Origin of the sequence: Nocardia sp. NPDC005745, assembly GCF_040630775.1 — a bacterium.
Classification (GTDB): Bacteria; Actinomycetota; Actinomycetes; order Mycobacteriales; family Mycobacteriaceae; genus Nocardia.
This window is the reverse complement of sequence record NZ_JBEXYF010000008.1, coordinates 182,088-206,369: the sequence shown is the minus strand read 5'-3', so window position 1 is coordinate 206,369 and position 24,282 is coordinate 182,088. Positions and strand designations below refer to the sequence as shown.

The window sequence follows — 24,282 nt, the reverse complement described above, 5'->3', positions numbered from 1 at the left end:
GGCGACGCGGGCCCGGAAGACCCGGCGATGACACAGCACCCTTCGGCAGCCGCAACCGGCTCGTGAAAGTCGACGAGCACGCGTTCACATCGCCATCGCGATGATCGAGAATGGTCTCTATGGCGACCGTGCTGCTGGGCGGCGACGTCATGCTGGGGCGGGGTGTGGACCAGATCTTGCCGCACCCCGGCGACCCGAGGCTGCGCGAACGATATGTCGACGACGCGCGAACCTACGTCGAGTTGGCCGAACGCGCGTACGGCGAGTTCACCCATCCGGTCGACTACCGGCAACTGTGGGGTGATGTCCTGCCTATCCTCGCCCGGATCGCCCCCGAGGTGCGGTTGCTGAATCTGGAGACCTCGATCACCGCGGACGGCGCGTTCGCGCCCGCGAAAGGCATCCACTACCGGATGCATCCGGACAACATGCCCGCGTTGACCGCGATCGCACCGGTGGTCTGCGCGCTGGCCAACAATCACGTCCTCGATTTCGGAATCCCCGGGATGGCCGACACGCTCGCGGCGCTCGACGCCGCGAAGATCGGCCGTGCCGGGGCCGGGGCGGACCTGGCGGGTGCCCGTGCGCCCGCCACGGTGGAACTCACCGATGGTCGCCGCGTGGTGATCGTCTCGGTCGCCGCCGGTTCGAGCGGGGTGCCGGAATCCTGGTCGGCGCGCGACAACCGGCCGGGGCTGTGGCGAGTGGGCTACTCTCCCGGGGCCGCGGCCGCCGAGGATGTCGCGGCCGAGGTGGCGGCACACAAGCGCGACAACGATATCGGCATCGTCTCCGTGCATTGGGGACCGAACTGGGGTTACGAAGTCACGCGAACCGAAATACAGTTCGCGCATCGATTGATCGAGGCGGGAGTCGACGTGGTGCACGGGCACTCCGCCCATCATCCGCGTCCGATCGAGATCTACCGCGGCAAACCGATCCTGTACGGGTGCGGCGACGTCATCGACGACTACGAAGGCATCCGCGGCCACGAGCGCTATCACGCCGACCTGCATCCGTTGTATCTGGTATCACTCGATACCGGCTCGGCGGAAGTCCGGCTGATTCCGCTGCGCGTGCGGCATATGCGCCTGGAATGGGCTCCGCGCAGCGAATCCCGCTGGTTGTGCGAGAAGATCGAGGACATCAGCCGTGGCTTCGGCACCCGCGTAGCGCCCCGATCCGACGGTCTGCCGGTGGTGGTCAGTGCAGCACGACGGTGAGATGGCGGTGGAACCACCCGACCGCCAGGTCGGCGACTTGTTCGAGCGCGCCGGGTTCCTCGAACAGGTGTGTCGCGCCAGGGACGATGTCCAGCTCGCTCGGACACGGCATCCGTAGCTGGGACTCGCGGTTGACCTCCAGCACCCACTTGTCGTCACCACCCACGATGAGCAGCGTCGGTGCGCGGACCGACCCCAGACGCGGACCCGCCAGGTCCGGTCGACCGCCCCGGGAGACGACCGCCGCGATCTCGGTCCCGGGTTCCGTCGCCGCCCACAGTGCGGCGCCCGCGCCGGTGCTCGCCCCGAAATATCCGGTCGGCAGGCCGCCGACGTCCGGCCGCGTCCGTAACCAGTGGGTCACCTCGACAAGGCGATGTGCCAGCAGCGGGATGTCGAAGACGCGCGCGCGGTCGCCCTCCTCCTCGGCGGTCAGCAGATCGACCAGCATCGTCGCGAACCCCGCCCGGTTCAGTTGCTCCGCGACGAACCGGTTTCGCGGACTTCGCCTGCCGCTGCCGCTGCCGTGCGCGAAGGCGATCAGGGCGGTGCTGTCCGCCGGCACGGCCAGTATCCCGGCCGGTCGGGCGTATCCCGACGGCACGATGACTTCTTCTGTCCGCGTCGGGAACCGGGGTGCGGACGGCATCGAACACCTCCTGGTATCCGGGGTACTCCACGGGCCCGTCGTGCGCAAGAGGAAGGAATCGCAGGATGGCTCGGCTACCGCCGACAGCCGACGGTTATTCCGTGTCTTCGGGTTCGGCCGATGGCTTCGATGAAATGACCTGGACACGCCACGGAACAGTGAAAAGACCGCCGGATCTGTTGCGGATCCACTGCGCGAGCGCGGCTACGGCCGAGCTGAGCGAGGTCGCGCCGGCGATCAACGCCCACGGCGTCAGACCCGCCGACGAGTACGCGACCTGCCCGATTCCCGGCACGACGAGCCTGCCGTTGCCGAACGCCCAGCTCATCAGCGATCCGATCTGGCCGCCGAGATCCGTACGGCGTCCGACCATGGCCTTCAGGTCACCGCCCTTGCTGTTGATGTAGAGCACGGTGAACAACACGAGCAGCGCGGAGACCAGCGAGGACAGCGTCGCGAGCCGACTGAGGGCGGCGAGGCGCAGACGCAGGTTGATCACGATCACCAAAATCGTGATGACGATGGCCGCACAGGCCAGCAGGGCCCAGAAGCCGGTGATCTGGGCAGGACGCGGGCCGGAGCGGGACCAGACGTTCATGAACCGTGTGGTGATCTGCATCCGGCCGAAGGCGTTGGTGCTCACGCTGCCATCCGCGCCGCGCGCGGTCATCCACGGCTGGAACAGCAGAATCAGCGTCACGAGGCTTCCGACCGCGGCCCAGACATAGCCCCAATACCCGCGCAGCGCGACCGAAATCGCCTTTGCCGGTACGGCGCCCCTCTCCGCCCAGTTCTGCTTGGCGGGCTGGCCGTCTGGAGTTTCCTTCGACTGCCAGGGCGTTGGCTGCACCATTGTCTCAGTTTAGGGTCGCGCAACCGTAGGATTTCGGGCACGACTCACCGCCAGTGGGAAGTGTCGCAATGCGGTGCCCCCGACCTACCGACCGAGAGTTCCGGCTTCTGGCGTCGACAGCGAACCGGGGACGCACCCAGGCTGAAACCTGGTACGGCAGGGTGCGGGCCGCATCGGTTAGGTAACGATCCCCGTTATCGTGCGTCGCCCCCTCGCCGATCCGCCATCCACCGACTCCGACCGCAGCAGCCGCACCTACCGGAGACCATCGCGCACACGCCACCACCTGGCAACGCCGGTCTCCATTGTGCAAACATCCGCGTATGTTCATGGGCGTGCACAATTAGGGCGCGAGATGGGGACCTAGAAATCTTTCGGTATGTTTCAGGCCGACATTCGGGTCCACTCCCCCGAAAAACGCACCAATGGTGATCTTCCTGTTACGCATCGCCGGGGACCTTGACATTTCTTTGCCTGGTGTTCACCGGGCTTAAGGTGAAGCATGAAATCCGTGAGTCAGAGATAAGTTTCACTCGAGTCAAAGGATGCATAATGACCACCAGAATCACGAAAGTTCTCGCCGCGACCGCAATGGCCGTTTCCGTGGGTGTCCTCGCGGCTCCCGCCGCTTCCGCCGAAACGCCATCGGATCTGGCGACGCCGGTTTGGGGCTCCGTAGTGCTCTGCTTCCCGCTCGGCAGCGTCGTCTGGTGCATCTGACAGCACCTGGTGTGCGGCCGCGCCGAGGCGAGGCGGGTCGCACTCCTCGGCCCGAAGCCTCTTCCATCTCGACAACCGGCGATGTCCCGCCGGCTCCAGCACGAATCGAAGTAGGGAGGCACAGCACAGTAGTTGCCGCCGCACGTGGATCGACCGTCGCGGCGGCACTGTGACGCACGCCCCTTGTGTCACACCCCGCCTCGCCGCTTCGTCCACTCGATGAACCAATGAGACGAAGGAGTAGGCGATGCGGATAGCGGTCATCGGTGCAAGCGGGCGGATCGGCCGGGACGTGATCGACGTCTTGGCGAACCACGGTCACGAGGTCGTACGGATCAGCCGAGCGACCGGCGTGGACGTCTACACCGCAGACGGTTTGGCGGGGGCGCTGACCGGGGTGGATGTCGTGATCGACGCGGTGAACGCCACGACCACCGAGACCCATGCGGTGACCGATTTCTTCCGCACCATCGCGCGCAACGTGCAAGATGCGGCGGCCGCCGCCGGGGTACGCCGGATCGCGGTGGTCTCCATCATCGGCATCGATTCTTTCACCGCCGGGCACTACGCCGGAAAACTGGCACAGGAGAACGCCTACCGCGAAGGTCCGGTGCCCGTGCGCATCCTCCGCGCGGCCCAGTTCCACGAATTCACCGAGATGATGCTCGACTGGACCACTCGCGGCGACACCGCTTACGTCCCGAAGTACCGGACTCAGCTCGTCGCCGCGCGAACTGTCGCCGAGCATTTGGCGCGACTGGCCGTCGCGGAGACTGCGCCAGAGCGCGTCGAGATCGCGGGGCCGGAGGAGTTCGACCTTGCCGCGGCCGTAGCCGAGGTGGCCGCCCGGCGGGGCGAACCGGCTCGGGTGGAAGAGATCGTCGACACCGGCGACCCGGATCAGGAATTGCTGGCCGGTGGTGCGCTCTTGGCCGGGCCGGGCGCGATCCTCGCCGGCCCTACTTTCGAGCAGTGGCTCGAGCAGAAGTACCCGGCACAGCCGTAACCTGCGCACCCGGACCGCGGGCTCGCTTTCCCTTGACTTCAGGTCGACCTCAACTCGCAAGCTGAACGCACTGCGAGAGAGGAAAACATGACAACGTTCGGAGAAAAGCAGAGCCGAGACTACGACCAGCGGGCTGCTCGCCTGCTCGGCGGTCTGTACCGGCGGATCGCCGCCGACATCGACGCTGCGGCGCGACCGGGCGCGGGCATACTCGACGTCGGCACCGGTCCGGGAAAACTACTGGCGCAGCTCCATTCTCGACGGCCGGACCTGCGGCTGCACGGCGTGGACCTCTCACCGCACATGATCGAGCTCGCCGATGCGGCGCTCCCCGGTGGCGCGGCGGAGCTCTCGGTGGGTGACGTTGCCGCGCTGCCCTACCCCGAGGACAGCTTCGACGTGGTCGTCTCGAGCCTCAGCATGCACGACGGGCCGGAGGTCGACCGCGCGAGCACCGAACTGGCACGCGTGCTGCGCCCCGGCGGCACCGCGGCGATCTACGATTTCCGGTTCGTGCGCTCGGCGGCCGCGCAGAGCGCGTTGCGCCGGTCGTTCGAGGCCGCGACGGTACGGCGAGAGCCGGTACGTCCGCGGTGGCATCCGATCGGGCTGTACATGCGGCTCACCGCCCGCGCCGCCTAGAGTGCGGGTATGGCGGGCGGTGACATGTCCATCGGTGAACTCGCGGCGCGCTTCGGTCTGGCCCCCCACGTGCTGCGGCACTGGGAGGAGGTGGGATTGCTCGCGCCGCGGCGGGACGGCGCGGGCCGGCGTCGATATCACGACGACGACGCGGAGACCGTGGCGATGATCCTGCTCGGCAAGCAAGTGGGTTTGTCGCTGGAGGAACTCGCCGCGCTCTTCGCCGGGGCGTCCGACCGGGCCGCTCGCCGCGAGCTGTTGCGTGCGCACCGCGCTCGGCTCGTCCGACGCATCGCCGCGGCCACCGCGGCGCTGGACACCGTCTCGCACGCTCTCGATTGCGCCTCCGAGGACTTTCGCGAATGCCCGCACTTCCAGGCCGAGGTCGCCGACGCGCTCGCGCTGGTCACGAACCGGTCAAGGCCGCGAGGGTAAATCGTTATGGCGCACCGAATTCCGCTTTGACGACGGAGTTTGCGGCCACGGCGTCGGCGCGCTGCGCTTCGGTGGCGATCGAAGGGTTCTGCGTCCGCTTTCTCGGATTAGGATCGATTCCTGCGAACAGTCACACAGCAGCCAGTGACACTTCGACTCGATAGAGGTGCCCCGTGAGCAGGACAATTCGAATTCCCGCGGCGGAACTCGCCGATCATGTCGGCGAATCCGTCGTCGGGTACGGCACCCTCACCCAAGCGGGAGTGGTCCAGCCGGGCGGCGACCTCGTGGTCGCGGTTTTCGGCGTGGAGACCAATCGGCGCGAGAAGTCTTTCACGCCAGGTCAATTGGTGGAACTGGAGGTCACCGAATAACCGCGGCCACGGACGGATCATCGCTCCCGCCGCACCGCGCAGGCCGGCTCACCCGATCAACGCGTTCATGATCGTTCCCGCACTGGTGGCGATGACGCCGCCGAGCATGCCGCCCGCGACCATTTTCGCCGACGCGAGCGGACCGCCGTTCCACTTCTCCCAGGCGAATCTTCCGCCTGCGTAGGCGATTCCGGTGACACCCGAAAGAATCACGAACCAGGTGAAATACCGGAACAGCTGGAGAATTTTTTCCGAGTTCGGCGGGGCTTCGGGGACCGGGTCGTCCACCTGAGCCAGAAGAAATGCTTCGACTGCCGTATGGATCATCATTGATCTGTCTCCATCGCGTTTCCGCAGGACGAGTTATACGCAATCGATATGACGTTCGAAGTATCGCGATCCGCGCGGCCCGCGTCAACCCTCCCGCGGGGCCGAGGACATCAGCGGTGTCGTCGTTCCTCCCGCCGCGAGGCCGTGTCGGACCACCGCGGGCGGGTAGTGCGTCACTGTGAGCGACGACGGTGACGGCACAGCAGCCGGGGATCTCGATCCGGTAGCCACCCGGACGCATAGCCGCAGAATTCCCGTCGATCGGCGTTCCCGCCGTGTCCGGCGCACTACGCGACCGCGTCGAGCGGCTGCTGTCCACATCGCACCAGCAAGCCCATCGACGCCCGGCGCACCGACGAGAGCATGGACAGCCGGGCCGGCGCGCGAGCAGCTCCGACGCCGGACGCGGACACTTGATTGTCCGGTCTCGTCCGCCGCCGCCGCGTCGGTTACCGCTTCCGGGCGACGACGAAGACCCGCCGGAACGGCAGCCAAGTCGTGCCGTCGGCGCGCCGGGGATAGGCGCTGCGCAGCAGCGGAGCGAGTTGCGCGGTGAACTCCTGCCACCGCGGGTCGTCGAGCGCGCCGCGCACGGGCCGCAGCGCCGTGCCGGAGACCCACTCGAGCACCGGATCGTCACCGGTCAGGCGCTGCAAGTACGTCGTTTCCCAGGCGTCGACCGCCGCACCCGCGGTGCCGAGCAGGTCGGCGTATCCGGCGGGATCGAGCACCGCTCGCGGTTCGAGGATGCCCGCTCGGCCGAGACGGTCGCGCCACTCGTCGCGGGCAGCCACTCGACGGATCGCCCGATGGGAGGGCGCGTCGAAGTTGCCGGGCACCTGAACGGCCAGGAACGCGCCCGAGGACAGCGCGCGCATCCACCGCACCAGCAGGTCGGGGTGGCCGGGCACCCAGTGGAGGACGGCGTTGCACATGACGACATCGGTCTCCGGGCCCGGGTGCCACTCTTGCACCGCGCCGAGCGTCGCATCGATGCCGCGCTCACGCGCGGCCGCGACCATCTCCGACGAGGAGTCGAGCGCTCGCACGATCGCCTCGGGCCAGCGCCGCGCGAGAATGCCCGTGAGATGCCCGGGACCGCAGCCCAGATCCACGACTTCCCTCGGCCGGGCCGCCGTGACCCGGGAGAGCAGGTCGAAGAAGGGCCGGGACCGGTGGTCGTCGAACGCGAGGTATTGCTGGGGATCCCACATCGGCCACTCCGAGACGCGCTACCAAACCGTACGTACGTACTGTACGCCCGTCGCCCGCAGCCGCGCTCGACACGCCCGACCTGCCAACACGCCCGGGCCGGAAAACCGGCCGTCTATCACGGTTTCGTAACGGCATGCTCTGGGTATTACATAGCTATGACGGATCACCGACCAACCCGGATCGCCGGTGTGGAACCGGGAACCGGCGCGCTCGCTTTAGCCACGTGCCTTGCCTTTTCCATCGGCATCGCGACGATCACCCAATCCGCGTTCACCACCCTGGTGGCGTGCGTGAGCATTGTGGCGGGGCTCACGCTGGTACTGAACATCCTGCCGCACCGGGCGTAACCACACGACCCCTTGCCTCGCACGCCGAATCCTGGTGGCATCTACCGGTTATCGACGTCAATCGGAGGCAGGCATGCTGTCGTTGCAGGAGATTTCGGATCGACTCGAGATCGAAGACCTGATGGTGCGGTATTCGCACGCGGTCGACACTCGGCAGTGGGACCTGCTGGACGAGGTGTTCACCCCCGACGCGCACATCGACTACTCGGCCATGGGCGGCTCGGTGGGCGATCTGGCGGCAACGAAGGAATTCCTCGCCTCCGTCCTCCCGAACTTCCCGGCCTTCCAACATCTGATCAGCAACTCGTCCATCACGGTCGACGGTGACACGGCCACCGGGCGGACGATGTGCCACAACCCGATGCTGGTATCCGGCGGTGACGGGCCGCCGACGATGATGCTGTGCGGACTGTGGTACCTGGACACGTTCGTCCGTGCGGACGGGCAGTGGCGTATCAAGAAGCGCGTCGAGGAGAAGAGCTTCCTATTCGTCGCGCCGTCCGCGCCAGGCATGGGCTGACGCGGCGAGAGGGAGCCGCCGCTCGCCGACTCAGCGTGCGGTCAACGCCGAAGGAGTGGCATCGGACGCGTCAACCGGTTCGTCCGGTAACGGGTTCGCGACCCGAGCGACGCTGCGCCTGCTGCTGATCAGGAACAGCACGACGAGCACCACGCTGAACCAGACGTAGGTGTTGCCGATGAAGTGCTGCCAGGGCGTCCACGCGGTCTCCCGGTGCTCGCCGTCGGGCAGCCAGTTGTGCGGGCCGACGACGAACACCGCGGCGGTGACCACGAACGTCACCCACCAACCGATCGCACGCCGGACGGGCAGGCGGGTCGCGTACCCGACGACCGAGAACAACGCGGGCGCGATCCACACCCAGTGGTGCGACCAAGAGATCGGCGAGACCAGCAGCGTGAAGACGGCGTTGAGGGCCAGTGCGAGCGCGGGCAAGTCGGCGGCCCGGCGCATCGCGGTGACGACCAGCGCGAGCACCACGGCGCCGAGCACCAACCAGATCGCGGTGAAGGCGGGCTCCGGCACTTCGAACCGAGCGAACACCGCTTGAATCGACTGATTGGTGTGGAATGCCGAGCCGCTCAGCCCGGACACGTTGCCGAGACCGCCGAACCAATACTTGACGGATTCCTTCGGCAGGATCGCGAAGCCGAGCGCCGTCGCGGCCGCACCGGTGACCGCGGCGGTCGCGGCCGCACGGTAGTCCCGGCGGACCAGGAAGTAGAGCACGAACGCCGCGGGTGTCAGCTTGATCGCGGCGGCGATGCCGACCAGCATGCCCCGGGGCCAGCGCGGCTTGTGGGTGAGGCAATCCGCCGCGACCAAGGCCATCAGCAGGAGGTTGACCTGACCGAAGTCCAGCGTGGAGTGGATCGGCTCGAGCAGCAGTCCCAACGGAGTGGCACACGCGGTGGCCCAGACCGCCAGCCCGCGCTGCGACTCGTGCGGCCATACCCGCCGCGCCACCAGATAGAGCGTGAGAGCGAGCGCGGCCGCCGAGGAGACGAAGAAGCTCGGTGCGGCCACGTCCCAGGGCAGCATCGCGAACGGGCCGAGCGCGAGCGCGGCGAACGGCGGGTAGATGAACGGCAGGCCCGCCCCGATGGTGGTCTGCGGCAGCTGGCCGTACATGTCGGCGCCGTGCCGCATGGCGTCCACGCCCAGCCGATACACCTGCAAATCGATGAACCCGCCGGTGATCTTGTGGAACGGCCAGACCGGTGTCAGCAGACAGAACGCGGAGAACGCGATCGAGAGGACCGGCGCCAGCCGAAGCACACGCCCGAGTCGACGGTTCTGGGACATCGGCGTTGCGGCGGTGGCGGTGACACTACTCATCCGCGGCGACTATACCGACCCATGCCCGGTCGTTCAGCACGTGGGAGGGAGATTCGCGACCCGCGCGTGAGGGCCGCGCAAACGGGTAAGCCGCCAGCAGCATCGGTCGGCGGAGGAGGTCGGCGAATGGCGGTCGCAGCCCCGCGAAGGGCAGGAGGAGAACAGCGATGAAGGCGCCCGGCGCCGCGATGTTCGTCCCCGAGGACGCGGACCTGGCGCGGCTGCGCGAAGCGGCGTGCGACTGCCGTGGCTGCGATCTCTACCGCCACGCCACGCAGACGGTCTTCGGTGCCGGTCCCCCGGACGCGGATGTCGTGCTGATCGGTGAGCAACCCGGCGATCAGGAGGACGTGGCGGGGCAGCCGTTCGTCGGCCCGGCGGGACGGCTGCTCGACCGGGCGCTGGCGGACGTCGACATCGATCGCGACGCGGTCTACGTGACCAACGCGGTGAAACACTTCAAGTTCGTCGAGCGCGGCAAACGACGAATTCACAAACAACCCGGCCGCACCGAGGTGGTCGCCTGTTCGGCATGGCTCGACGCCGAACTCGCTCTGCTGCGACCGCGGTTGGTGGTGTGCCTCGGGGCGATCGCCGCGCAGGCGCTGCTGGGCCCGTCGTTCAAGGTCAGCGAACGTCGGGGCGAAGTTGTCGAGACAGCGGAGTTCCGCGCGATCGCCACGGTGCACCCGTCGTCGGTGCTGCGCGCGCCCGACCGCACCGCGGCCTACGATGCGTTCGTCGCCGATCTGCGCATAGTGCGCGAGCAACTGGGAAAGCCCGCGGCAACGCGCTGACCGGAGCGCGGCCCGGGAGAGGAGTGAGCGGATGAGCGCCGAGGAGATCGATCCGGAACTGCTCGAACTGGCCGGCAAGGTGTTCGACTTCGCTCGCCGAGGTGACTCCGCGCGGCTGGCCGCCTATGTGGACGCGGGCGTGCCGGTCGACCTCACCAACGACGCGGGCGACACGCTGCTCATGCTCGCCGCCTACCACGGGCACACCGAGGCCGTGGCGGCGCTGCTGGAGCGGTCGGCCGATCCGAACCGCGCGAACGACAAAAACCAAACCCCGCTGGCGGGGGCGGTTTTCAAGGGCGAGACCGAGATCGTCCGGCACCTCACGGCGGCCGGAGCCGACCCCGACGCGGGCACTCCGTCGGCCCGCGACGCCGCGGTCATGTTCGGCAAGAACGAACTGCTCGAACTCTTCGGCGCCTGAGCGCGCTACCGACGCTCGCGCACGGCGGTGACGGCTTTGCGCGCGGCCACCAGAACCGGGTCCCACACCGGGGAGAACGGCGGCGCGTAGCCGAGGTCGAGCATCGTCATCTGCTCGACGGTCATCCGGGCGGTCAGCGCGACCGCCGCGATGTCGACGCGTTTGCCCGCGCCCTCGCGACCCACGATCTGCGCGCCGAGCAGGCGGCCGGTGAAACGCTCGGCGAGCATCTTCACCGTCATCGGCGCCGCGTCCGGGTAATAGCCCGCCCGGTTGGTGGCCTCCACCGTGACGGTCACGTATTGCAGACCGGCCGCCTGCGCGTCCTTCTCGCGCAGACCCGTTCGGGCCACCTCGAGTTCGCAGACCTTGCTGACCGCGGTGCCCACGACGCCGGGAAAGATCGCGTACCCCCCGCCGATGTTCGCGCCGATGATCTGACCGTGTTTGTTGGCGTGGGTGCCGAGCGGAATGTGACGTTCCCGGCCCGAGACCAGATCCAGCACCTCGACGCAGTCGCCGCCGGCCCAGATGTTCTCGTGCCCGCGCACCCGCATGGCGAGATCGGTCCGCAGCCCGCCGTGCTGCCCCAGCGGAAGTCCGGCGGCGCGGGCCAGTTCGGTCTCCGGGTGCACGCCGATGCCCAGCACCACGACGTCCGCCGGATATTCCGCGGCATCGGTGACGACCGCGGCGACCCGGCCGTCCTCGGCTGTCCGCAGCCCGGCCACTTCCGCGTCGCCTACAACCTTGATGCCCATCCCGCACATCGCCTCGCGCACCAGCGCGCCCATGTCGGGATCGAGCGTGGACATCGGTTCGGGACCGCGGTTGACCATGGTGACGTCGTAACCACGCCGGATGAGCGCCTCCGCCATCTCCACTCCGATGTAGCCCGCGCCCACCACGACGGCGCGGTTACCGCGCGCTTGCTCCAGCGTCCCGAGCAGTGCCTGCCCGTCGTCGAGGGTCTGCACTCCGTGCACACCCTGCGCGTCGATACCGCGCAGCGGTGGCCGGACCGGGCGCGCACCGGTGCCGATCACCAGGTGGTCGTAGGGCATCCACGCCGAGGCGCCGGTCTCCCGGTCGCGGTAGCGCACCCTGCCCGCGTCGACGTCGATCTCGGTCACCTCGTTGTACAGCCGCAGGTCGATCTCGCGGGAGCGGTGCTCCTCGGGTGTGCGGGCGATCAGGGCGTCCCGCTCGGCGACGTGCCCGCCGACCCAATACGGAATGCCGCAGGCCGAGTACGAGGTGAACCCGCCTCGTTCGAAGACGACGATCTCCAGCGCGCTCGCGTCCTTCATCCGGCGTGCCTGCGAGGCCGCCGACATGCCCGTCGCGTCACCGCCGATGACCACCAGTCGCTCGCTCATGGCCCTCACGCTACGTTCGGCGTCCCCCGGGTGGGCGCCTGGGCCGCCGTTTCGCGAATTCGCTGGTTGCCCTGCGGTCGACCGGTCGGTGCCGCACACTGATCTTCTGGCAAACGCGGTATGAGGGCAGCGTTTTCACCCGGGAGCACGATATGACCGACACCCGACCCCCTTCCGACGACGAACGTCGGCTCGCCGAACTGGGCTACAAACAAGAACTCGCCAGGTCCTGGTCGGGCTTCTCCAATTTCGCCATCAGCTTCACCATCGTGTCCATCCTGACCGGCGGGTTGGCCAGCTACGGCATCGGTTTGGCGAACGGCGGCCCGATCACCATGTCCTGGGGATGGCCACTGGTCTCGATCATGGTGCTGTTCGTGGGGTTCGCCATGGCGGAATTGGCCTCCGCCTACCCCACCTCGGGCGGGCTGTACTGGTGGGCCGCCGAACTGGGCGGACCGGTGTGGGGTTGGTTCACCGGGTGGTTCAACCTGATCGGACAGATCGCGGTCACCGCGGCGATCGATTACGGCGCGGCCATCTTCACCACGGTCGTGCTGAACGTCGTCGGGATCGAGATCGGCACCGACCGCACCGCGATCTTCCTGGTGTTCGCCGCCATTCTTGTCTTGCACGCGGTCTTGAACGCGCTCGGCCCGCATCTGTCGGCGGTGATCAACAACGTGTCCGCGTGGTGGCACGTCGGTGGCGTGGCGATTTTCGTAGTGGTCCTCGGATTCGGGGCGCAACACCACCAGAGCGCCGGATGGGTCTTCACCGAGACCGTCGACAACAGCGCGATCGGATTCGGCGGGGTCGCGTTCAGCTTCCTGCTCGGCCTGCTGCATGCGCAGTACACGTTCACCGGCTACGACGCTTCGGCGCATATGTCGGAGGAAACGCACGACGCGTCCCGAATGGCCGCGAAAGGGATCATCAACACGATCGTCGTATCGTCGATCGCCGGATATCTGCTCATCATGGCGGTGACGTTCGCCGTTCCGAATCTGGACGACGCGCTGGACCCGGATAAGAACAGCGGTTATCCCGTCATCTACATCCTGGAGAACTCGCTGAGCGGGTTCTGGTCGGGGCTGCTGCTGATCATCGCGGCGGTCGCGCAATTGTTCTGCGGATATGCCTCGGTGACCTCCGCTTCCCGGATGCTGTTCGCGTTCGCCCGCGACGGCGCGGTGCCCGGGTCGAAGTTCTGGTCGAGGCTGTCCCCGCGGAAGGTGCCGGTGCACGCCGTGCTGTTCATCTCGTTCTTCGCGTTCGTGCTGCTGATTCCCTCGATGCTGGTGCCCCCGGCGAACGCACCGACCGCCTATGCCGCGGCCACCTCGATCGCGACCATCGGGCTCTATATCGCCTACGGCATCCCGATCCTGCTGCGGCAGCGCCACGGGGCTCGATTCCGCACGGGTCCATGGCAACTGGGGTCGTGGTACCGCCCGGTCGGATCGGTCGCGCTGATCTGGATCGCGCTGATCAGCGTGCTGTTCATCCTGCCCACCGACGCCCGCGGGTATCCGTGGCACAGTGAATTCACGTGGAGCGCTGTGAATTACGCGCCGATCACCCTGGTAGGCGTGGTGGGCGCGATCGGCATCTGGTGGCTGGTGTCGGCCCGGACCTGGTTCACCGGGCCGAAGCGGACGGTGGACGAGCCTCCGGCCGCTCGACCGGAGGAGGAGACACCGGCCAAGGCCTGAGGCGGAACCCGGCACGGCGCGGCTTCCCGGTTCTGGCATGTCGAGTTTGTCGGTCTCGGTCGCTAGGGTGTGTCGGCATGGAAAGGACCGACCTGGTGCGTTTCTCGCCCGCCGGGAGAATTGTGTTCCCGGGTAATCCGTGGCCGGAAGGGCACGCGATCGAAGAGTTCGCGTGGACCGGCCGCATGGACCAGGCCGGCAGCCTGTGGTTCGATCTGCATCTGCGCTCCGCGGCGTACAACGCCGAACGCGACGCCACTGACGACGAGGACAACGGCGAGAGCTGGATGTCGCCGATCACCTGGCAGAACTATCACAGCTGTACGCTGTCGTCCACGTACTGGGGCGAAGACGACGCCACCGGGCTGCGCGCCGCGGCCCCCGGCCGTCCTTTCCTGCTGAGATCCGAACAGCCGCAACGTCTCACGGTCGATCCACTGCCCCTCGCGCACGCCGACGACGTCGAATGCCTGGCGTTCAACATCTATCTGCTCGGGCACGACTCGGTCGCCGACCAGGAGGTGTTCTTCACCCGGCGTCCCGACGGCAGGCACGACATCGACTGGCAGGGCCGCATCGCGCTCACCTACGCGGGTCACGTCGAATTCCGGTACCGATTCCGAGCCCGGATATCCGGCGCGACCCTCGAATACATTCGTTTTCCGGCGGAGATCTCGGCGGATCGAGCGCTCCGTCAACTCGGCGCCGTGCTGGATGCTCCCGAGGAGTTCGAATTGGGTTTGGTCGACGGGCAGCCCGCGTGGGTGTCGAGAATCCCGGCTTAGCTTCTCCGGCGTCGATTCATCGGCCGGCGGAATGATCGGGCAGTACGCAGACCGAATCGAGGCCGAGCACACGATTCAGCCGGCCGAAAGCGAGCCATGAGCCGATGCTCATGCTCAGTTCCACCACTTCCACCTGGGTGTAGTGGGCGAACATCCGGTTCCAGAACTCTTCGTCGAGATCGTGGTGGTCGGTGGCGTAGCGTTCGGCGTATTCGGCGGCGAGCCTGGTGCGTTCGTCGAAGGCGTCGGTGGTGCGCCACTGCGTGACCGCGTCGGCGAATTCCGGCTCGACTTTGGCGCCGTCCCGTTCCGTGCGCCAGTCCATGCAGAACAGGCACCCGTTGATCTGGGCGATCCGCAGCCGCGCGGCCTCGAATTCGCGCAGGCCGAGCGTGCTGTGCGAGTACACCGACAGCGAGAAATTCGAGGCGGCGACGCCGATACCGGGAACCATTTCGCCCCAGACGTAGCCGATCGGATCCTTCCCCTCGGGGACGTCGATGATCATGGGTGCTTCCTTCCGAGTTTGCCTGCCACGGGCCGCAGCGGGATGTCCAGTGCGTCGTAGAGTCCGGGCCGCGCCGCGATCAGCCAGTCGATGGCGCCGACCAGGCGGCCGACGGCCGTGGCGTTCCCGCCCGCGGAGCGGTTGCCGTCTTCGTCGGTGGCCTCGACGGTCACCTCGATGCGCGGGTGACCCTCGATGATCACCCGGTGCGCACCCGCGCCGCCGTCGGCCGGTGTGGGCCAATCGGGCGCACAGGAGGGATGGATTCGGGTGACGTGCTCGATGATCAGACGCGGCTGCCCATCGACGATGCCCTGGACTTCGAATCGCACGGCCCCCTGCGTGCCCGCCGCGAACTCGCCCATGGATGTCGTGGTGACGGTGGCGTCCAGGGCACGCCGGTCCAGCGTCTCGCGGATCTCGTCGAGTTCGGCGCCGAGAGCCCGTGCCATGAGCCGGATCTGCCCGCCCCACACCATCGTCGGCACCGACGGCGCGAGCATCGGCGGCTGATAGTCCATCGGCTGACCCATGCCGACCAGGTAGCGCACCGAGTCCGGCTGGTCGTAGGTGGAGTAGTCGAAGATCTCCTGACAGCGGATCGTCTCCACGGTGCTGCCGAGCCCGCTGATCAGCAGGGGCAGAACATCGTTGCCCCAACCGGGGTCTATGCCGGAGACGAACAGCGAGCCACCACCCTCGGCGATCGCGGCCAGCACCGGGTCGCGGACCTCCGGCGGTGCGTTGCGCGGATCGTAGAGGGCGTAGAGGGCCGGGGTGACGACCACCGCGCCCGCGCGGAGTGCGCGCAGGATATCGGTGAGCGCGTCGTCGGGACGGATATCGCCGGAGGCCGCGTAGACCACCGCGTCCGGGTGCGTGTCGAGAACGCCGCCGATGTCGTCGGTGGCCGGAACGCCGAGGTCATGGCCGAGGCCGCCGAGTTCGCCCGCGTCGCGGCCGATCTTCGCCGGATCGTGCACGAGCACCCGGGCCAAACGCAGCGCCGGGTGGGCGTCGACGGCCCGGATGGCCGCCCGGCCGACATTGCCGGTCCCCCAGACCACCGTGGAGATCATCGATCGAGCGTAGCAAGCGCTTGGTCGACTGTTCGGCGTTCCGTGGAAGCGGCGCGCTGCGCACCATTGGGAAATGAGACGAACCCCCCGGTAGCGTTGAGCCTCGGGGCATTACCTACGGCCAAGGGATCGCAACGCAGTCGTGGTTCGCGGCGAGTACGGTATACCCCGCCGCCCGGCGCGGGGGCGGCGGTCGGGATCGGGTGGAAAGGCAGGCGCGCGACAGTGAACGAGCGGTATTCGTCGTGGGCTGCCCGGAATACGCCCGAAGAGCTGCCGCTGGCCGCGCGCTACCAGAGCGCGGACCCGATTCGCTGGCACGGCAGCATGGTCTACCCGATGTACACCGAGCAGGTCGGTCCCGCACCCACCACCGTCACCTTGACGATGATCTCGGCGGCGCCACCCGCCGGACTGCGCGGGCTCGGAATGGGGCTCTCGGTCGTCGACGGCTATCTGGACCTGCACGGACGTTCACTCGCCGGCGTCGACGCGTGGAGCGACGCGCTGGCCGCGGGTGTGAGCTTCGACGTCACGCCCGCCGCGCCGGTGACCCTGGTGACCCTGACACCGGTCTGGGTGGACGAATTCGGCACGCAGAAGTCCTGGGCGGGCAACTACGGCATCGTTGTCGAGCACCGGCCCAACGGTCGCGTCGTTTTGTGGTGCAGCATCGGCGAGGGACCGCCGAACTTCGCGAACCTGGTGGTGGAAGTCTCCACCGCTCCCACACCTGTCGCGCCGGAGCCGCCGGCGACCGCCACACCGGCGACGACTTCGATCGGCATGAGCCCGCCCGCCTCGCTTCCCGCCTCTTCGGCGGGTCCGCCCACCGCGCCGACCATGCCGGTTCCGCGGATCGACGCCACTGCTTCCGCGGTCGAACCCGCGGCTGCGGCCGAGTGGCTTGCCGCCGATCCGTCCGCCGCCGTGGGTGGCGGGAACGGACAAGCGTCCCAGAGCACGCCACCCCAGCGAGCGGGCAGCCTTTTCCTGAATCTGCAGTCGTCCCGCGCCGCGCGATCCACTCCGGAAATTCCGCACTCCGCTTCCGGCTCCCGCGGCCCGGACAACCCGCACCCGGCGCCGAGCCCGCTCGCCGGGCAATCCGTGACCGACGCCGCCCACAGTGGTCCCGTTCCACGCGCCGCCGACAGCCGGTCCGAAGCGAATGGCGTCCCGCAGAATCCGCAGACGCATGCCGAAGTACCCGCGCAAGGTCTTTACATCCGTCCCCGCACCGAGAGATCCAGGGCGGACTCGTACGGCGCCTTCGGCCCCCCGGTCGCGCATACGCATCCGCCCGAAGACCCGGCACGCCCGGTAACCGGCACTACGCCACCCGCCCCGGACTTCCCGCCCATCCCTCGCCCCGCGGCCGACGGGACGCGCACCGGATCCAGCCCGCTGGTCGCGAACCCCTGGAGCGCACCGGACCCCTTTCACGCATTCGCCCGCAACGGCAGGCACACCCGGTCCCAGGCGGAGATCTCGCCTCCCGCTTCGGTACCTGCGCAGGAAGATCCGCATCCCACCGAATCCTCTCCCGGCTCTGCCATCACTCGACCGGCGACGGAAGCGCCACACAGCGATACCAGCTCGCCGGTCGCGGACCCCCGGACCGCGGCGGCCCCATTTCGCGCATTCGTGCCGGTCGGCACGCACCCGAAACCCGCGGCGGACACTGCGCTCGCCGTTTCCGGCGCCGCGAAGCCGGATCCCGCACCGGTCGTGTCGAAATCTTCCGGCGAACCGGTGTCGCGGACGACGCCCGCAGCGAATACACCGGCTCCGGAGATCAGCCCGCCGGTGAAGAGCACCCCTCCCGCGGCGAGTACGCCGATCCCCGCGCCCGGCATTCTTCCCGACGCCGCTCCGGCTTCGGACGGACTGCCGGGGCTCGCCGAGCACTCTGCGCCGGTCGATGCGCCGCGGCGGTCGAGCGAGCCCAGGCAGTCCGGCGATCCCGGATATCGTGGTGCGCTCTACGACCTGGGCGTAGCGATGTACCGCCGGGGCGAGGAAGACCAGGCGTGCGGATTGTGGGCGCAAGCCTCGGAGGCCGGGCACGCGGGCGCCGCATACGAACTCGGCATGGTTCGACTACGGCGCGGCGATCCGGTCGGAGCCGAATCCTGGTGGCGCACCGCCGCCGATCGCCGCGAGCCGCGCGCCATCGCCGAACTCGCCGATCTGCTCGACCAGCTCGGCAAATCCGCGGAGGCCAAGTCCTGGCGGACATTCGCCGCCGAGCTGCAAGACCCGGACGTGGTGGGTCAGCCGACATCTCTCTGAATCCCAGCCCGCCCACTCGCGATCGCGCGGGAAAAGAAGTGGCACCTGGAAGCGCGGATGTCATACGTTGCGGGACATGTGTGGCAGTCCTGGCGTGAACGGAACGTACGCGGTCGGCGCGTATCACATCCGGCTGCGTACGGAGGCCCGGGCTCTGCCGGCGCACCGTATCGCTCCGATCTCCTGATCCGTTCGAGCGGAATCCGCATCGGCGGCCGATAGCGGCCGCCGGGTTCTTCGTGCCCCGGCATGGGTCCGGGCGAATCGACCTTCCCGATTCGACCACTCCGTTCGGAGGACACCCATGTCCCACCATCGTTCCCTTTCGCGTGCCCGCGGCAGCGCGGCCGTCTCCTCGAACACGCGAAAACTTCTGTCGCAGAATTTCCTCACCGATGTCGGCGCCGCACGGCTGATCGTGCGCGCCTCCGGCATCACCGCCGAGGATCTCGTCCTCGAAATCGGACCCGGCGACGGCATGCTGACCAGGCAATTGCTGAAGGCGTGCGGCCGGGTGCAGGCGTACGAGAAGGATCCGCGCTACGCGGCACTGCTGCGCCGCCGCTACGCCGACGATCCGCGAATTCGGTTGTACCACCGAGATTTCCGCACGGTGCGCCCGCCGCGCGAACCGTTCGCGGTGGTGGCCAACGTGCCGTTCGGCAGCACGACCGACATCGTGCGCTGGTGTCTGGCCGCGCGCGGACTGACCTCCGCCACTCTGCTCACCCAGCTCGAATTCGCCCGCAAGCACTCCGGCGACTACGGGCGCTGGAGCAAGCTCACCGTCGCCCACTGGCCGACGACGGCGATCGAGCTGGGCGCGCGCGTCGGCAGGCACAGCTTCCATCCGGTTCCACGGGTAGATGGGGCCATCCTGCGGTTGCGCACCCGGCCGGCTCCGCTGCTGCCGCGCGAGCGGATCGGTGAGTACCGCAGACTGGTCGAGCTGGGTTTCTCGGGGGTCGGCGGCAGTGTGGCGGCGTCGCTGCGGCGGGAGTTCCCCGCTCGCGCGGTGCGCGGCGCCTGCCGGGCAGCCGGAATCTCGCTCGAACAGCCGGTAGGGCTGGTCTCTCCCGATCGCTGGCTGATCTTGTACAAGGTGCTGCGGGTGTGAACCAGGCTCGCTACAGGAACGTATCGGATACATTCATGCATCGAGACGAGGACAGGAGCGGCGTGACCAACTTCGGCGACTATCAGAACGAGATCTATTTCCAAGGCCTCGGAGGTGTGCTGCCCGATTTCCCGATGACGTACGCCGAACTGGAAGCGAAGGCCCAGGCGGCGCTACCTCCTGGCGTCTGGTCGTATGTCGCGGGTGGGGCAGGCGATGAACGCACCCAGCGTGCCAACGTGGCGGCTTTCGAGAAACTGGGGCTGGTCCCCCGCATGCTGCGCGCGAGCAAGACGCGAGACCTCTCGATCGAACTGTTCGGGATGACGCTGCCGACGCCGGTCTTCCTGGCCCCGGTCGGGGTGATCGGATTGTGCTCCCAGGACGGGCACGGTGACATCGCCACCGCGAAGGCCGCGGCGCGCACCGGCGTCCCGATGGTCGCCTCCACCCTCACCGTGGATCCGCTGGAACAGGTGGCGGCGGAGTTCGGTGACACCCCCGGAATGTTCCAGCTCTATACCCCCACCAACCGGGACCTCGCGCAGAGCCTGGTCCAGCGGGCCGAGGCCGCGGGCTTCAAGGCCATCGTGGTCACCTTGGACACCTGGGTGCCCGGTTGGCGCCCACGCGATCTGGCGATATCCAACTTCCCGCAGTTGCGGGGACACTGCCTGGCCAACTATTTCAGCGATCCGGTGTTCCGCGGCTTGCTGTCCAGCCCACCCGAGCAAGACCCGAAAACCGCCATCCTGACCTGGATCTCGCTCTTCGGCAACGCGTTGACGTGGGATGACCTGGCATGGCTTCGGTCGCTGACGACGCTGCCGCTCGTGCTGAAGGGCATCTGTCATCCCGACGACGCGCGGCGCGCCGAGGACGCGGGCGTCGACGGCATCTACTGCTCGAATCACGGCGGCAGGCAAGCCAACGGCGGTATCCCGGCGATCGAGCATCTGCCCGAGGTGGTCGCGGCGGCCGACGGTCTGCCCGTGCTGTTCGACTCCGGCGTCCGCACCGGCGCCGACATCGTCAAAGCGCTGGCGCTCGGTGCGACGGCCGTCGGGATCGGCCGTCCCTACCCGTACGGACTGGCCCTCGGCGGCGTCGACGGCCTCGTGCACGTGGTGCGTTCACTGCTCGCCGAGGCGGACCTGCTGATGGCGGTGGACGGGTACCCGACGATCGCGGACCTGGGTCCGGAAGCGATCCGGCGGCTTGCCTGACCTGTGGGTGCGCGAGGTCGGCGGCTGCCGTGCGAAACGCCCCGCGCGTGCGGCTCGCCCAGCGGTTGGGCGAGCCGCACGCGCGGGGCCGCTCCGGCTCAGGCCGACAGCGGCGTGAAGTCGCGGCTGCCGATGTAGCCCGGTCGCGGGGCGGGCGCGGCGAACGGTTCGACCAGCGTGTTGTGCACGCTGTTGAACACCACGAAGATGTTCGATCGCGGGAACGGCGTGATGTTGTTCGACGACCCGTGCATGAGATTGGAGTCGAACAGCAGCGCCGAGCCCGCCCTGCCGGTGAACTGACTGATCCCGTAGCGGTTCGCCAGCGCGGTGATGTCGTCGGTCGTCGGCACGCCGATCTCCTGCTCCTGCAACGACTCCCGATAGTGCTCGGCCGGGGTGCTGCCCAGGCACGGCACGAAGGTGTGGTGCGAGCCCGGCATCACCATGAGACTGCCGTTGATCGGGTAGTTGTCGGTCAGCGCGATCGACAGGCTCACCGCACGCGGCGCAGGCATGCCGTCCTCGGCGTGCCAGGTCTCGAAATCGGAATGCCAATAGAACCCGGTGCCACGGAATCCGGGCATGTAGTTCACCCGGCTCTGGTGCACGTACACCGGCGACCCCAGCACCTGCTCGGCGAGCCGGAGCACCCGCGGCTGACGCACCAGTTCGGCGATCGCCTCGCTCAGCTCGTGCACCTCGAAGACAGAGCGCACCCGGTTCGAGGACTTCTCCACGATGACCCGGTCGTCGTCGCGCAGGGCCGGGTCGTTCGCGAGCCTGCTGATCTCGCCGCTGAAGTCGGCCACTTCGTCGGGCGTGAGCAACTGGTCCATGATGGCGAACCCGTCGGCGTCGAACGAGGCGAGTTCCGGGCTCTCGATCTCTCCCCACACCGCGGGGTCGGCGCGCTCCAGATGCGGAGCGGGCGTGCCGAGACGGGTCGGGTAGCGATCGTAGCGGGCCGCCTCGGGCCGGGTTTCGGTGTGCTGCAGAACCATTGGTGTTCTCAACCTCCGATGTTCGCGGCGACCAGCGGGTAGACGCCGTTGCTGTCGTGAACCTCCTGCCCGGTGACCGGCGGATTGAACACGCACATCATCCGCATCGTGGTGCGCACTTCCAAGCGGTGCCGCTCGTGTCCGTCGAGCAGGTACATCGAGCCGGGTGCGAGCTCGTAGGTGACGCCGTTGTCCAGATCGGTCAGCGTGCCCTCGCCCTCGACGAGCCACACGGCTTCCACGTGATGCACATAGTGGAACTCGTGCACCGTCCCCGCGTCAATGGTGGTCTCATGGAAGGAGAAGCCGACGCCATCGCCGCCGAGGACGATGCGCTTGCTGCGCCAGCCCTCGCCCGCCACGTCACGCTCGGTGCCGGTGATCTCCGCGGTGCTGCGCACGATCATGCCATCGCCCCCATTCCGCCGCACACCGACTCGACGGCGCCGGTGAGGATCTGCAAACCCTGGTCGAGTTCCTGGTCGGTGACCGTCAGCGGCGGCAGCAGCTTCACCACCTCGTCGGTGGAACCGGAGGTCTCCACCAGCAGCCCGCGCTCGAAGGCGATCTGGCACACCTTGCCCGCCTGCGAGGGATCGTCGAACACCACGCCTTGCACCAATCCGCGGCCACGGGTCGAGACACCGGGGAAGTATCCGGCGAGTTCACCGAGGGTGCGCCCGATCTTCTCGCCCTTGACCTCGGTCGCCTTCTGGAGGGCGTCGTCGGACCAGTAGTGGCGCAGGGCGGTCGTCGCGGTGACGAACGCGGGGTTGTTGCCGCGGAACGTTCCGTTGTGCTCACCGGGCGACCATTCGTCGAGTTCCGGCTTGAACAGCACCAGCGCCATCGGCAGGCCGTAGCCGCCGATCGACTTCGACAGCGTGACGATATCGGGCGTGATGCCCGCGATCTCGAAGGAGAAGAACGGCCCGGTGCGGCCGCAGCCCATCTGCACGTCGTCGACGATCAGCAGGATCTCCCGCTCCCCGCACAGGCCGGCGAGGTGCCGCAGCCACTCCGCGCGGGCGACGTTGACGCCACCCTCGCCCTGCACCGTCTCCACGATGACCGCGGCCGGGCGGTCGAAGCCGGACGACGTGTCGTCGAGCACCTTCTCCATCCACTGGAAGTCGGCGGTCGTGCCGTCGAAGTAGCCGTCGTAGGGCATGTGCGCGGCGTGCACCAACGGCACACCGGCGCCCGCGCGCTTGGCGGCGTTGCCGGTCACCGACAGCGCGCCGAGGGTCATGCCGTGGAATGCGTTGGTGAAGCTGACGATGGTCTCGCGACCGGTCACCTTGCGCGCCAGCTTGAGCGCGGCCTCGACCGCGTTGGCGCCGGTGGGGCCGGGGAACTGGACCTTGTAGTCGAGGCCGCGCGGGGTGAACAGAGTGTCGCGCAACGTCTCAAGAAGCTCACGCTTGGCCACGGTCGACATGTCCAGACCATGGGTGATGCCGTCGCTGGCGATGTAGTCCAGCAGCGAGCGCTTGAGCACGTCGTTGTTGTGGCCGTAGTTCAGTGCGCCTGCGCCCGCGAAGAAGTCCAGGTACTCCTTGCCTTCCTCGTCGCGCAGCCAGCTGCCCTTCGCCGTGGTGAACACGGTGGGCCAGGCACGGCAATAACCGCGCACGTTCGACTCCAGGCTTTCGAAAACGGTGGTGTCGGCGTTGATCATCGGTGATCCTCCTCGGTGGTGCGGGCGGTCGGGGCGATGTGATACAGGTCTTCGGGTGCATGGCTGTCGGGGAAGACGCCTGCGTCGAACAGGGGGCGTTTGGTCAGATCCGCGCCCCGGGCCGCCGCCACCGACGTGAACAGGGCGATGGAACCTGCGTTGTCTGGTGAAATGGTCGTCTCGAGCACCGAGACACCTTGCGCGGCAACACTGTTGAGCAACGTGTGGAGCAGCTCGGCGCCGATCCCGCGTCCGCGCTGCGAGCGGTCCACCGCGATCTGCCAGACGAAGACGGTGTCGGGCGCCTGCGGGCGGACGAATCCGATCACGTAGCCGACGACGCGGCCGTCCAGTTCGGCGACCACCGAGGTTCCGGCGAAATCGCGGCACCACATCAGGTACGCGTAGCTCGAATTGAGGTCCAGCACCGCGGTATCCTTCGCGATGCGCCACATCGGAGCGCCGTCGCTCAGGCGGGGCGTGCGCAGGACCACGGCGGGTCCGGTGTCCTTCCGAGACGGGGTGGCCCCGAGAGCGGCAGCGGCATTGCCGACGCGCGATCGTTCGATCTCCGCTGGGGACAGGGTTGGCACTGACATACAACTCCCTCGTCGATCAGC

General features: G+C 68.0%; 26 protein-coding genes and 1 pseudogene. 15 read left to right on the top strand and 12 right to left on the bottom strand.

The features are described from left to right. The first annotated feature begins 119 nt into the window (after window positions 1-119). On the top strand, window positions 120-1,223 hold the full coding sequence (locus tag ABZ420_RS11705) for a CapA family protein (protein ID WP_357120493.1): 1,104 nt from the start codon (window positions 120-122) through the stop codon (window positions 1,221-1,223). On the opposite strand, the pseudogene ABZ420_RS11700 reads toward ABZ420_RS11705, so the two are convergent. Both ABZ420_RS11700 and ABZ420_RS11695 read right to left on the bottom strand, forming a co-directional pair. Continuing rightward, a pseudogene (locus ABZ420_RS11700) lies at window positions 1,204-1,875 on the bottom strand (phosphoribosyltransferase); the annotation flags it as partial. The gene ABZ420_RS11705 and the pseudogene ABZ420_RS11700 overlap by 20 nt on opposite strands. Window positions 1,876-1,966: 91 nt before the next feature. After that, window positions 1,967-2,725, bottom strand: a complete 759-nt coding sequence (locus tag ABZ420_RS11695) for a hypothetical protein (RefSeq protein ID WP_357120490.1) — start codon at window positions 2,723-2,725, stop codon at window positions 1,967-1,969. A 552-nt stretch (window positions 2,726-3,277) separates the two neighbouring features. Here ABZ420_RS11695 and ABZ420_RS11690 point away from each other — a divergent pair. The 5 genes from ABZ420_RS11690 (at window position 3,278) to ABZ420_RS11670 (ending at window position 5,902) form a co-directional block, all read left to right on the top strand. Further along, window positions 3,278-3,445, top strand: coding sequence for a hypothetical protein (locus ABZ420_RS11690; RefSeq protein ID WP_169332575.1), 168 nt, complete (start codon window positions 3,278-3,280; stop codon window positions 3,443-3,445). 247 nt (window positions 3,446-3,692) lie between these two features. After that, complete coding sequence (locus ABZ420_RS11685; protein WP_357120488.1) at window positions 3,693-4,451, top strand: NAD(P)H-binding protein; 759 nt, start codon at window positions 3,693-3,695, stop codon at window positions 4,449-4,451. Window positions 4,452-4,538: 87 nt separating this feature from the next. Then, window positions 4,539-5,093, top strand: a complete 555-nt coding sequence (locus tag ABZ420_RS11680; RefSeq protein ID WP_357120485.1) for a class I SAM-dependent methyltransferase — start codon at window positions 4,539-4,541, stop codon at window positions 5,091-5,093. Between the two features lie 9 nt (window positions 5,094-5,102). After that, complete coding sequence (locus ABZ420_RS11675; protein ID WP_357120482.1) at window positions 5,103-5,528, top strand: MerR family transcriptional regulator; 426 nt, start codon at window positions 5,103-5,105, stop codon at window positions 5,526-5,528. Between the two features lie 173 nt (window positions 5,529-5,701). Next, window positions 5,702-5,902 carry a hypothetical protein gene (locus ABZ420_RS11670; protein WP_040866820.1) on the top strand — a complete coding sequence of 67 codons (201 nt, stop codon included), beginning with the start codon at window positions 5,702-5,704 and terminating at the stop codon, window positions 5,900-5,902. Window positions 5,903-5,950: 48 nt separating this feature from the next. Here ABZ420_RS11670 and ABZ420_RS11665 read toward each other — a convergent pair whose 3' ends face one another. Both ABZ420_RS11665 and ABZ420_RS11660 read right to left on the bottom strand, forming a co-directional pair. Continuing rightward, a complete protein-coding gene (locus tag ABZ420_RS11665) occupies window positions 5,951-6,229 on the bottom strand; it encodes a hypothetical protein (RefSeq protein WP_040866913.1) in 279 nt (92 codons plus the stop codon). Window positions 6,230-6,681: 452 nt separating this feature from the next. After that, window positions 6,682-7,446, bottom strand: a complete 765-nt coding sequence (locus tag ABZ420_RS11660; protein ID WP_357120479.1) for a trans-aconitate 2-methyltransferase — start codon at window positions 7,444-7,446, stop codon at window positions 6,682-6,684. Between the two features lie 156 nt (window positions 7,447-7,602). Between ABZ420_RS11660 and ABZ420_RS11655 the strand changes: the two genes are divergently transcribed. Then, entirely contained in the window at window positions 7,603-7,794 is a 192-nt protein-coding gene (locus ABZ420_RS11655; protein WP_040866818.1) for a hypothetical protein, read from the top strand. A 73-nt stretch (window positions 7,795-7,867) separates the two neighbouring features. Beyond that, window positions 7,868-8,314, top strand: coding sequence for a nuclear transport factor 2 family protein (locus ABZ420_RS11650; RefSeq protein WP_357120476.1), 447 nt, complete (start codon window positions 7,868-7,870; stop codon window positions 8,312-8,314). Window positions 8,315-8,344: 30 nt separating this feature from the next. On the opposite strand, the gene ABZ420_RS11645 is transcribed toward ABZ420_RS11650, so the two are convergent. After that, a complete protein-coding gene (locus tag ABZ420_RS11645) occupies window positions 8,345-9,652 on the bottom strand; it encodes a glycosyltransferase 87 family protein (RefSeq protein WP_357120473.1) in 1,308 nt (435 codons plus the stop codon). Window positions 9,653-9,819: 167 nt separating this feature from the next. Between ABZ420_RS11645 and ABZ420_RS11640 the strand changes: the two genes are divergently transcribed. Both ABZ420_RS11640 and ABZ420_RS11635 read left to right on the top strand, forming a co-directional pair. Beyond that, entirely contained in the window at window positions 9,820-10,449 is a 630-nt protein-coding gene (locus ABZ420_RS11640; protein ID WP_357120470.1) for a UdgX family uracil-DNA binding protein, read from the top strand. Between the two features lie 31 nt (window positions 10,450-10,480). Further along, window positions 10,481-10,873, top strand: a complete 393-nt coding sequence (locus ABZ420_RS11635) for an ankyrin repeat domain-containing protein (protein ID WP_357120467.1) — start codon at window positions 10,481-10,483, stop codon at window positions 10,871-10,873. Between the two features lie 5 nt (window positions 10,874-10,878). Here the strand turns inward: ABZ420_RS11635 and ABZ420_RS11630 are convergent, their stop codons facing one another. After that, window positions 10,879-12,252 carry an FAD-dependent oxidoreductase gene (locus tag ABZ420_RS11630; protein ID WP_357120464.1) on the bottom strand — a complete coding sequence of 458 codons (1,374 nt, stop codon included), beginning with the start codon at window positions 12,250-12,252 and terminating at the stop codon, window positions 10,879-10,881. Between the two features lie 152 nt (window positions 12,253-12,404). Here ABZ420_RS11630 and ABZ420_RS11625 point away from each other — a divergent pair, with 152 nt between their 5' ends. Beyond that, complete coding sequence (locus ABZ420_RS11625) at window positions 12,405-13,967, top strand: amino acid permease (RefSeq protein ID WP_357120461.1); 1,563 nt, start codon at window positions 12,405-12,407, stop codon at window positions 13,965-13,967. A gap of 77 nt (window positions 13,968-14,044) precedes the next feature. Further along, entirely contained in the window at window positions 14,045-14,752 is a 708-nt protein-coding gene (locus tag ABZ420_RS11620) for a hypothetical protein (protein ID WP_051175207.1), read from the top strand. A 16-nt stretch (window positions 14,753-14,768) separates the two neighbouring features. On the opposite strand, the gene ABZ420_RS11615 is transcribed toward ABZ420_RS11620, so the two are convergent. Both ABZ420_RS11615 and ABZ420_RS11610 read right to left on the bottom strand, forming a co-directional pair. Beyond that, window positions 14,769-15,260, bottom strand: a complete 492-nt coding sequence (locus ABZ420_RS11615; RefSeq protein ID WP_357120458.1) for a carboxymuconolactone decarboxylase family protein — start codon at window positions 15,258-15,260, stop codon at window positions 14,769-14,771. Continuing rightward, complete coding sequence (locus tag ABZ420_RS11610; protein WP_357120455.1) at window positions 15,257-16,339, bottom strand: dihydrodipicolinate reductase; 1,083 nt, start codon at window positions 16,337-16,339, stop codon at window positions 15,257-15,259. Before ABZ420_RS11610 ends, ABZ420_RS11615 begins: the two co-directional genes overlap by 4 nt. A 225-nt stretch (window positions 16,340-16,564) precedes the next feature. Between ABZ420_RS11610 and ABZ420_RS11605 the strand changes: the two genes are divergently transcribed. The 3 genes from ABZ420_RS11605 to ABZ420_RS11595 all read left to right on the top strand — a co-directional run bounded on the left by ABZ420_RS11605 (window position 16,565) and on the right by ABZ420_RS11595 (window position 20,977). After that, window positions 16,565-18,634, top strand: a complete 2,070-nt coding sequence (locus ABZ420_RS11605) for a hypothetical protein (RefSeq protein ID WP_357120452.1) — start codon at window positions 16,565-16,567, stop codon at window positions 18,632-18,634. A gap of 304 nt (window positions 18,635-18,938) precedes the next feature. Further along, complete coding sequence (gene erm / locus ABZ420_RS11600) at window positions 18,939-19,751, top strand: 23S ribosomal RNA methyltransferase Erm (protein WP_357120449.1); 813 nt, start codon at window positions 18,939-18,941, stop codon at window positions 19,749-19,751. Window positions 19,752-19,813: 62 nt separating this feature from the next. After that, a complete protein-coding gene (locus tag ABZ420_RS11595) occupies window positions 19,814-20,977 on the top strand; it encodes a lactate 2-monooxygenase (protein ID WP_357120446.1) in 1,164 nt (387 codons plus the stop codon). 98 nt (window positions 20,978-21,075) lie between these two features. Here ABZ420_RS11595 and thpD read toward each other — a convergent pair whose 3' ends face one another. Genes thpD through ectA form a run of 4 tightly spaced genes read right to left on the bottom strand, consistent with a single transcriptional unit; the run spans window position 21,076 to window position 24,261 of the window. Beyond that, the gene (thpD, locus tag ABZ420_RS11590) at window positions 21,076-21,981 is read right to left on the bottom strand and encodes an ectoine hydroxylase (RefSeq protein ID WP_357120443.1); all 906 of its coding nucleotides are present in this window, start codon (window positions 21,979-21,981) and stop codon (window positions 21,076-21,078) included. 8 nt (window positions 21,982-21,989) lie between these two features. Then, on the bottom strand, window positions 21,990-22,388 hold the full coding sequence (locus tag ABZ420_RS11585; protein WP_040866808.1) for an ectoine synthase: 399 nt from the start codon (window positions 22,386-22,388) through the stop codon (window positions 21,990-21,992). Continuing rightward, window positions 22,385-23,662: a diaminobutyrate--2-oxoglutarate transaminase gene (ectB, locus tag ABZ420_RS11580; RefSeq protein ID WP_357120440.1), complete on the bottom strand. Its 1,278-nt coding sequence runs from the start codon at window positions 23,660-23,662 to the stop codon at window positions 22,385-22,387. Before ectB ends, ABZ420_RS11585 begins: the two co-directional genes overlap by 4 nt. After that, window positions 23,659-24,261 carry a diaminobutyrate acetyltransferase gene (gene ectA / locus ABZ420_RS11575; RefSeq protein WP_357120437.1) on the bottom strand — a complete coding sequence of 201 codons (603 nt, stop codon included), beginning with the start codon at window positions 24,259-24,261 and terminating at the stop codon, window positions 23,659-23,661. The genes ectB and ectA overlap by 4 nt, the downstream gene beginning before the upstream one ends. Window positions 24,262-24,282 lie beyond the last annotated feature (21 nt).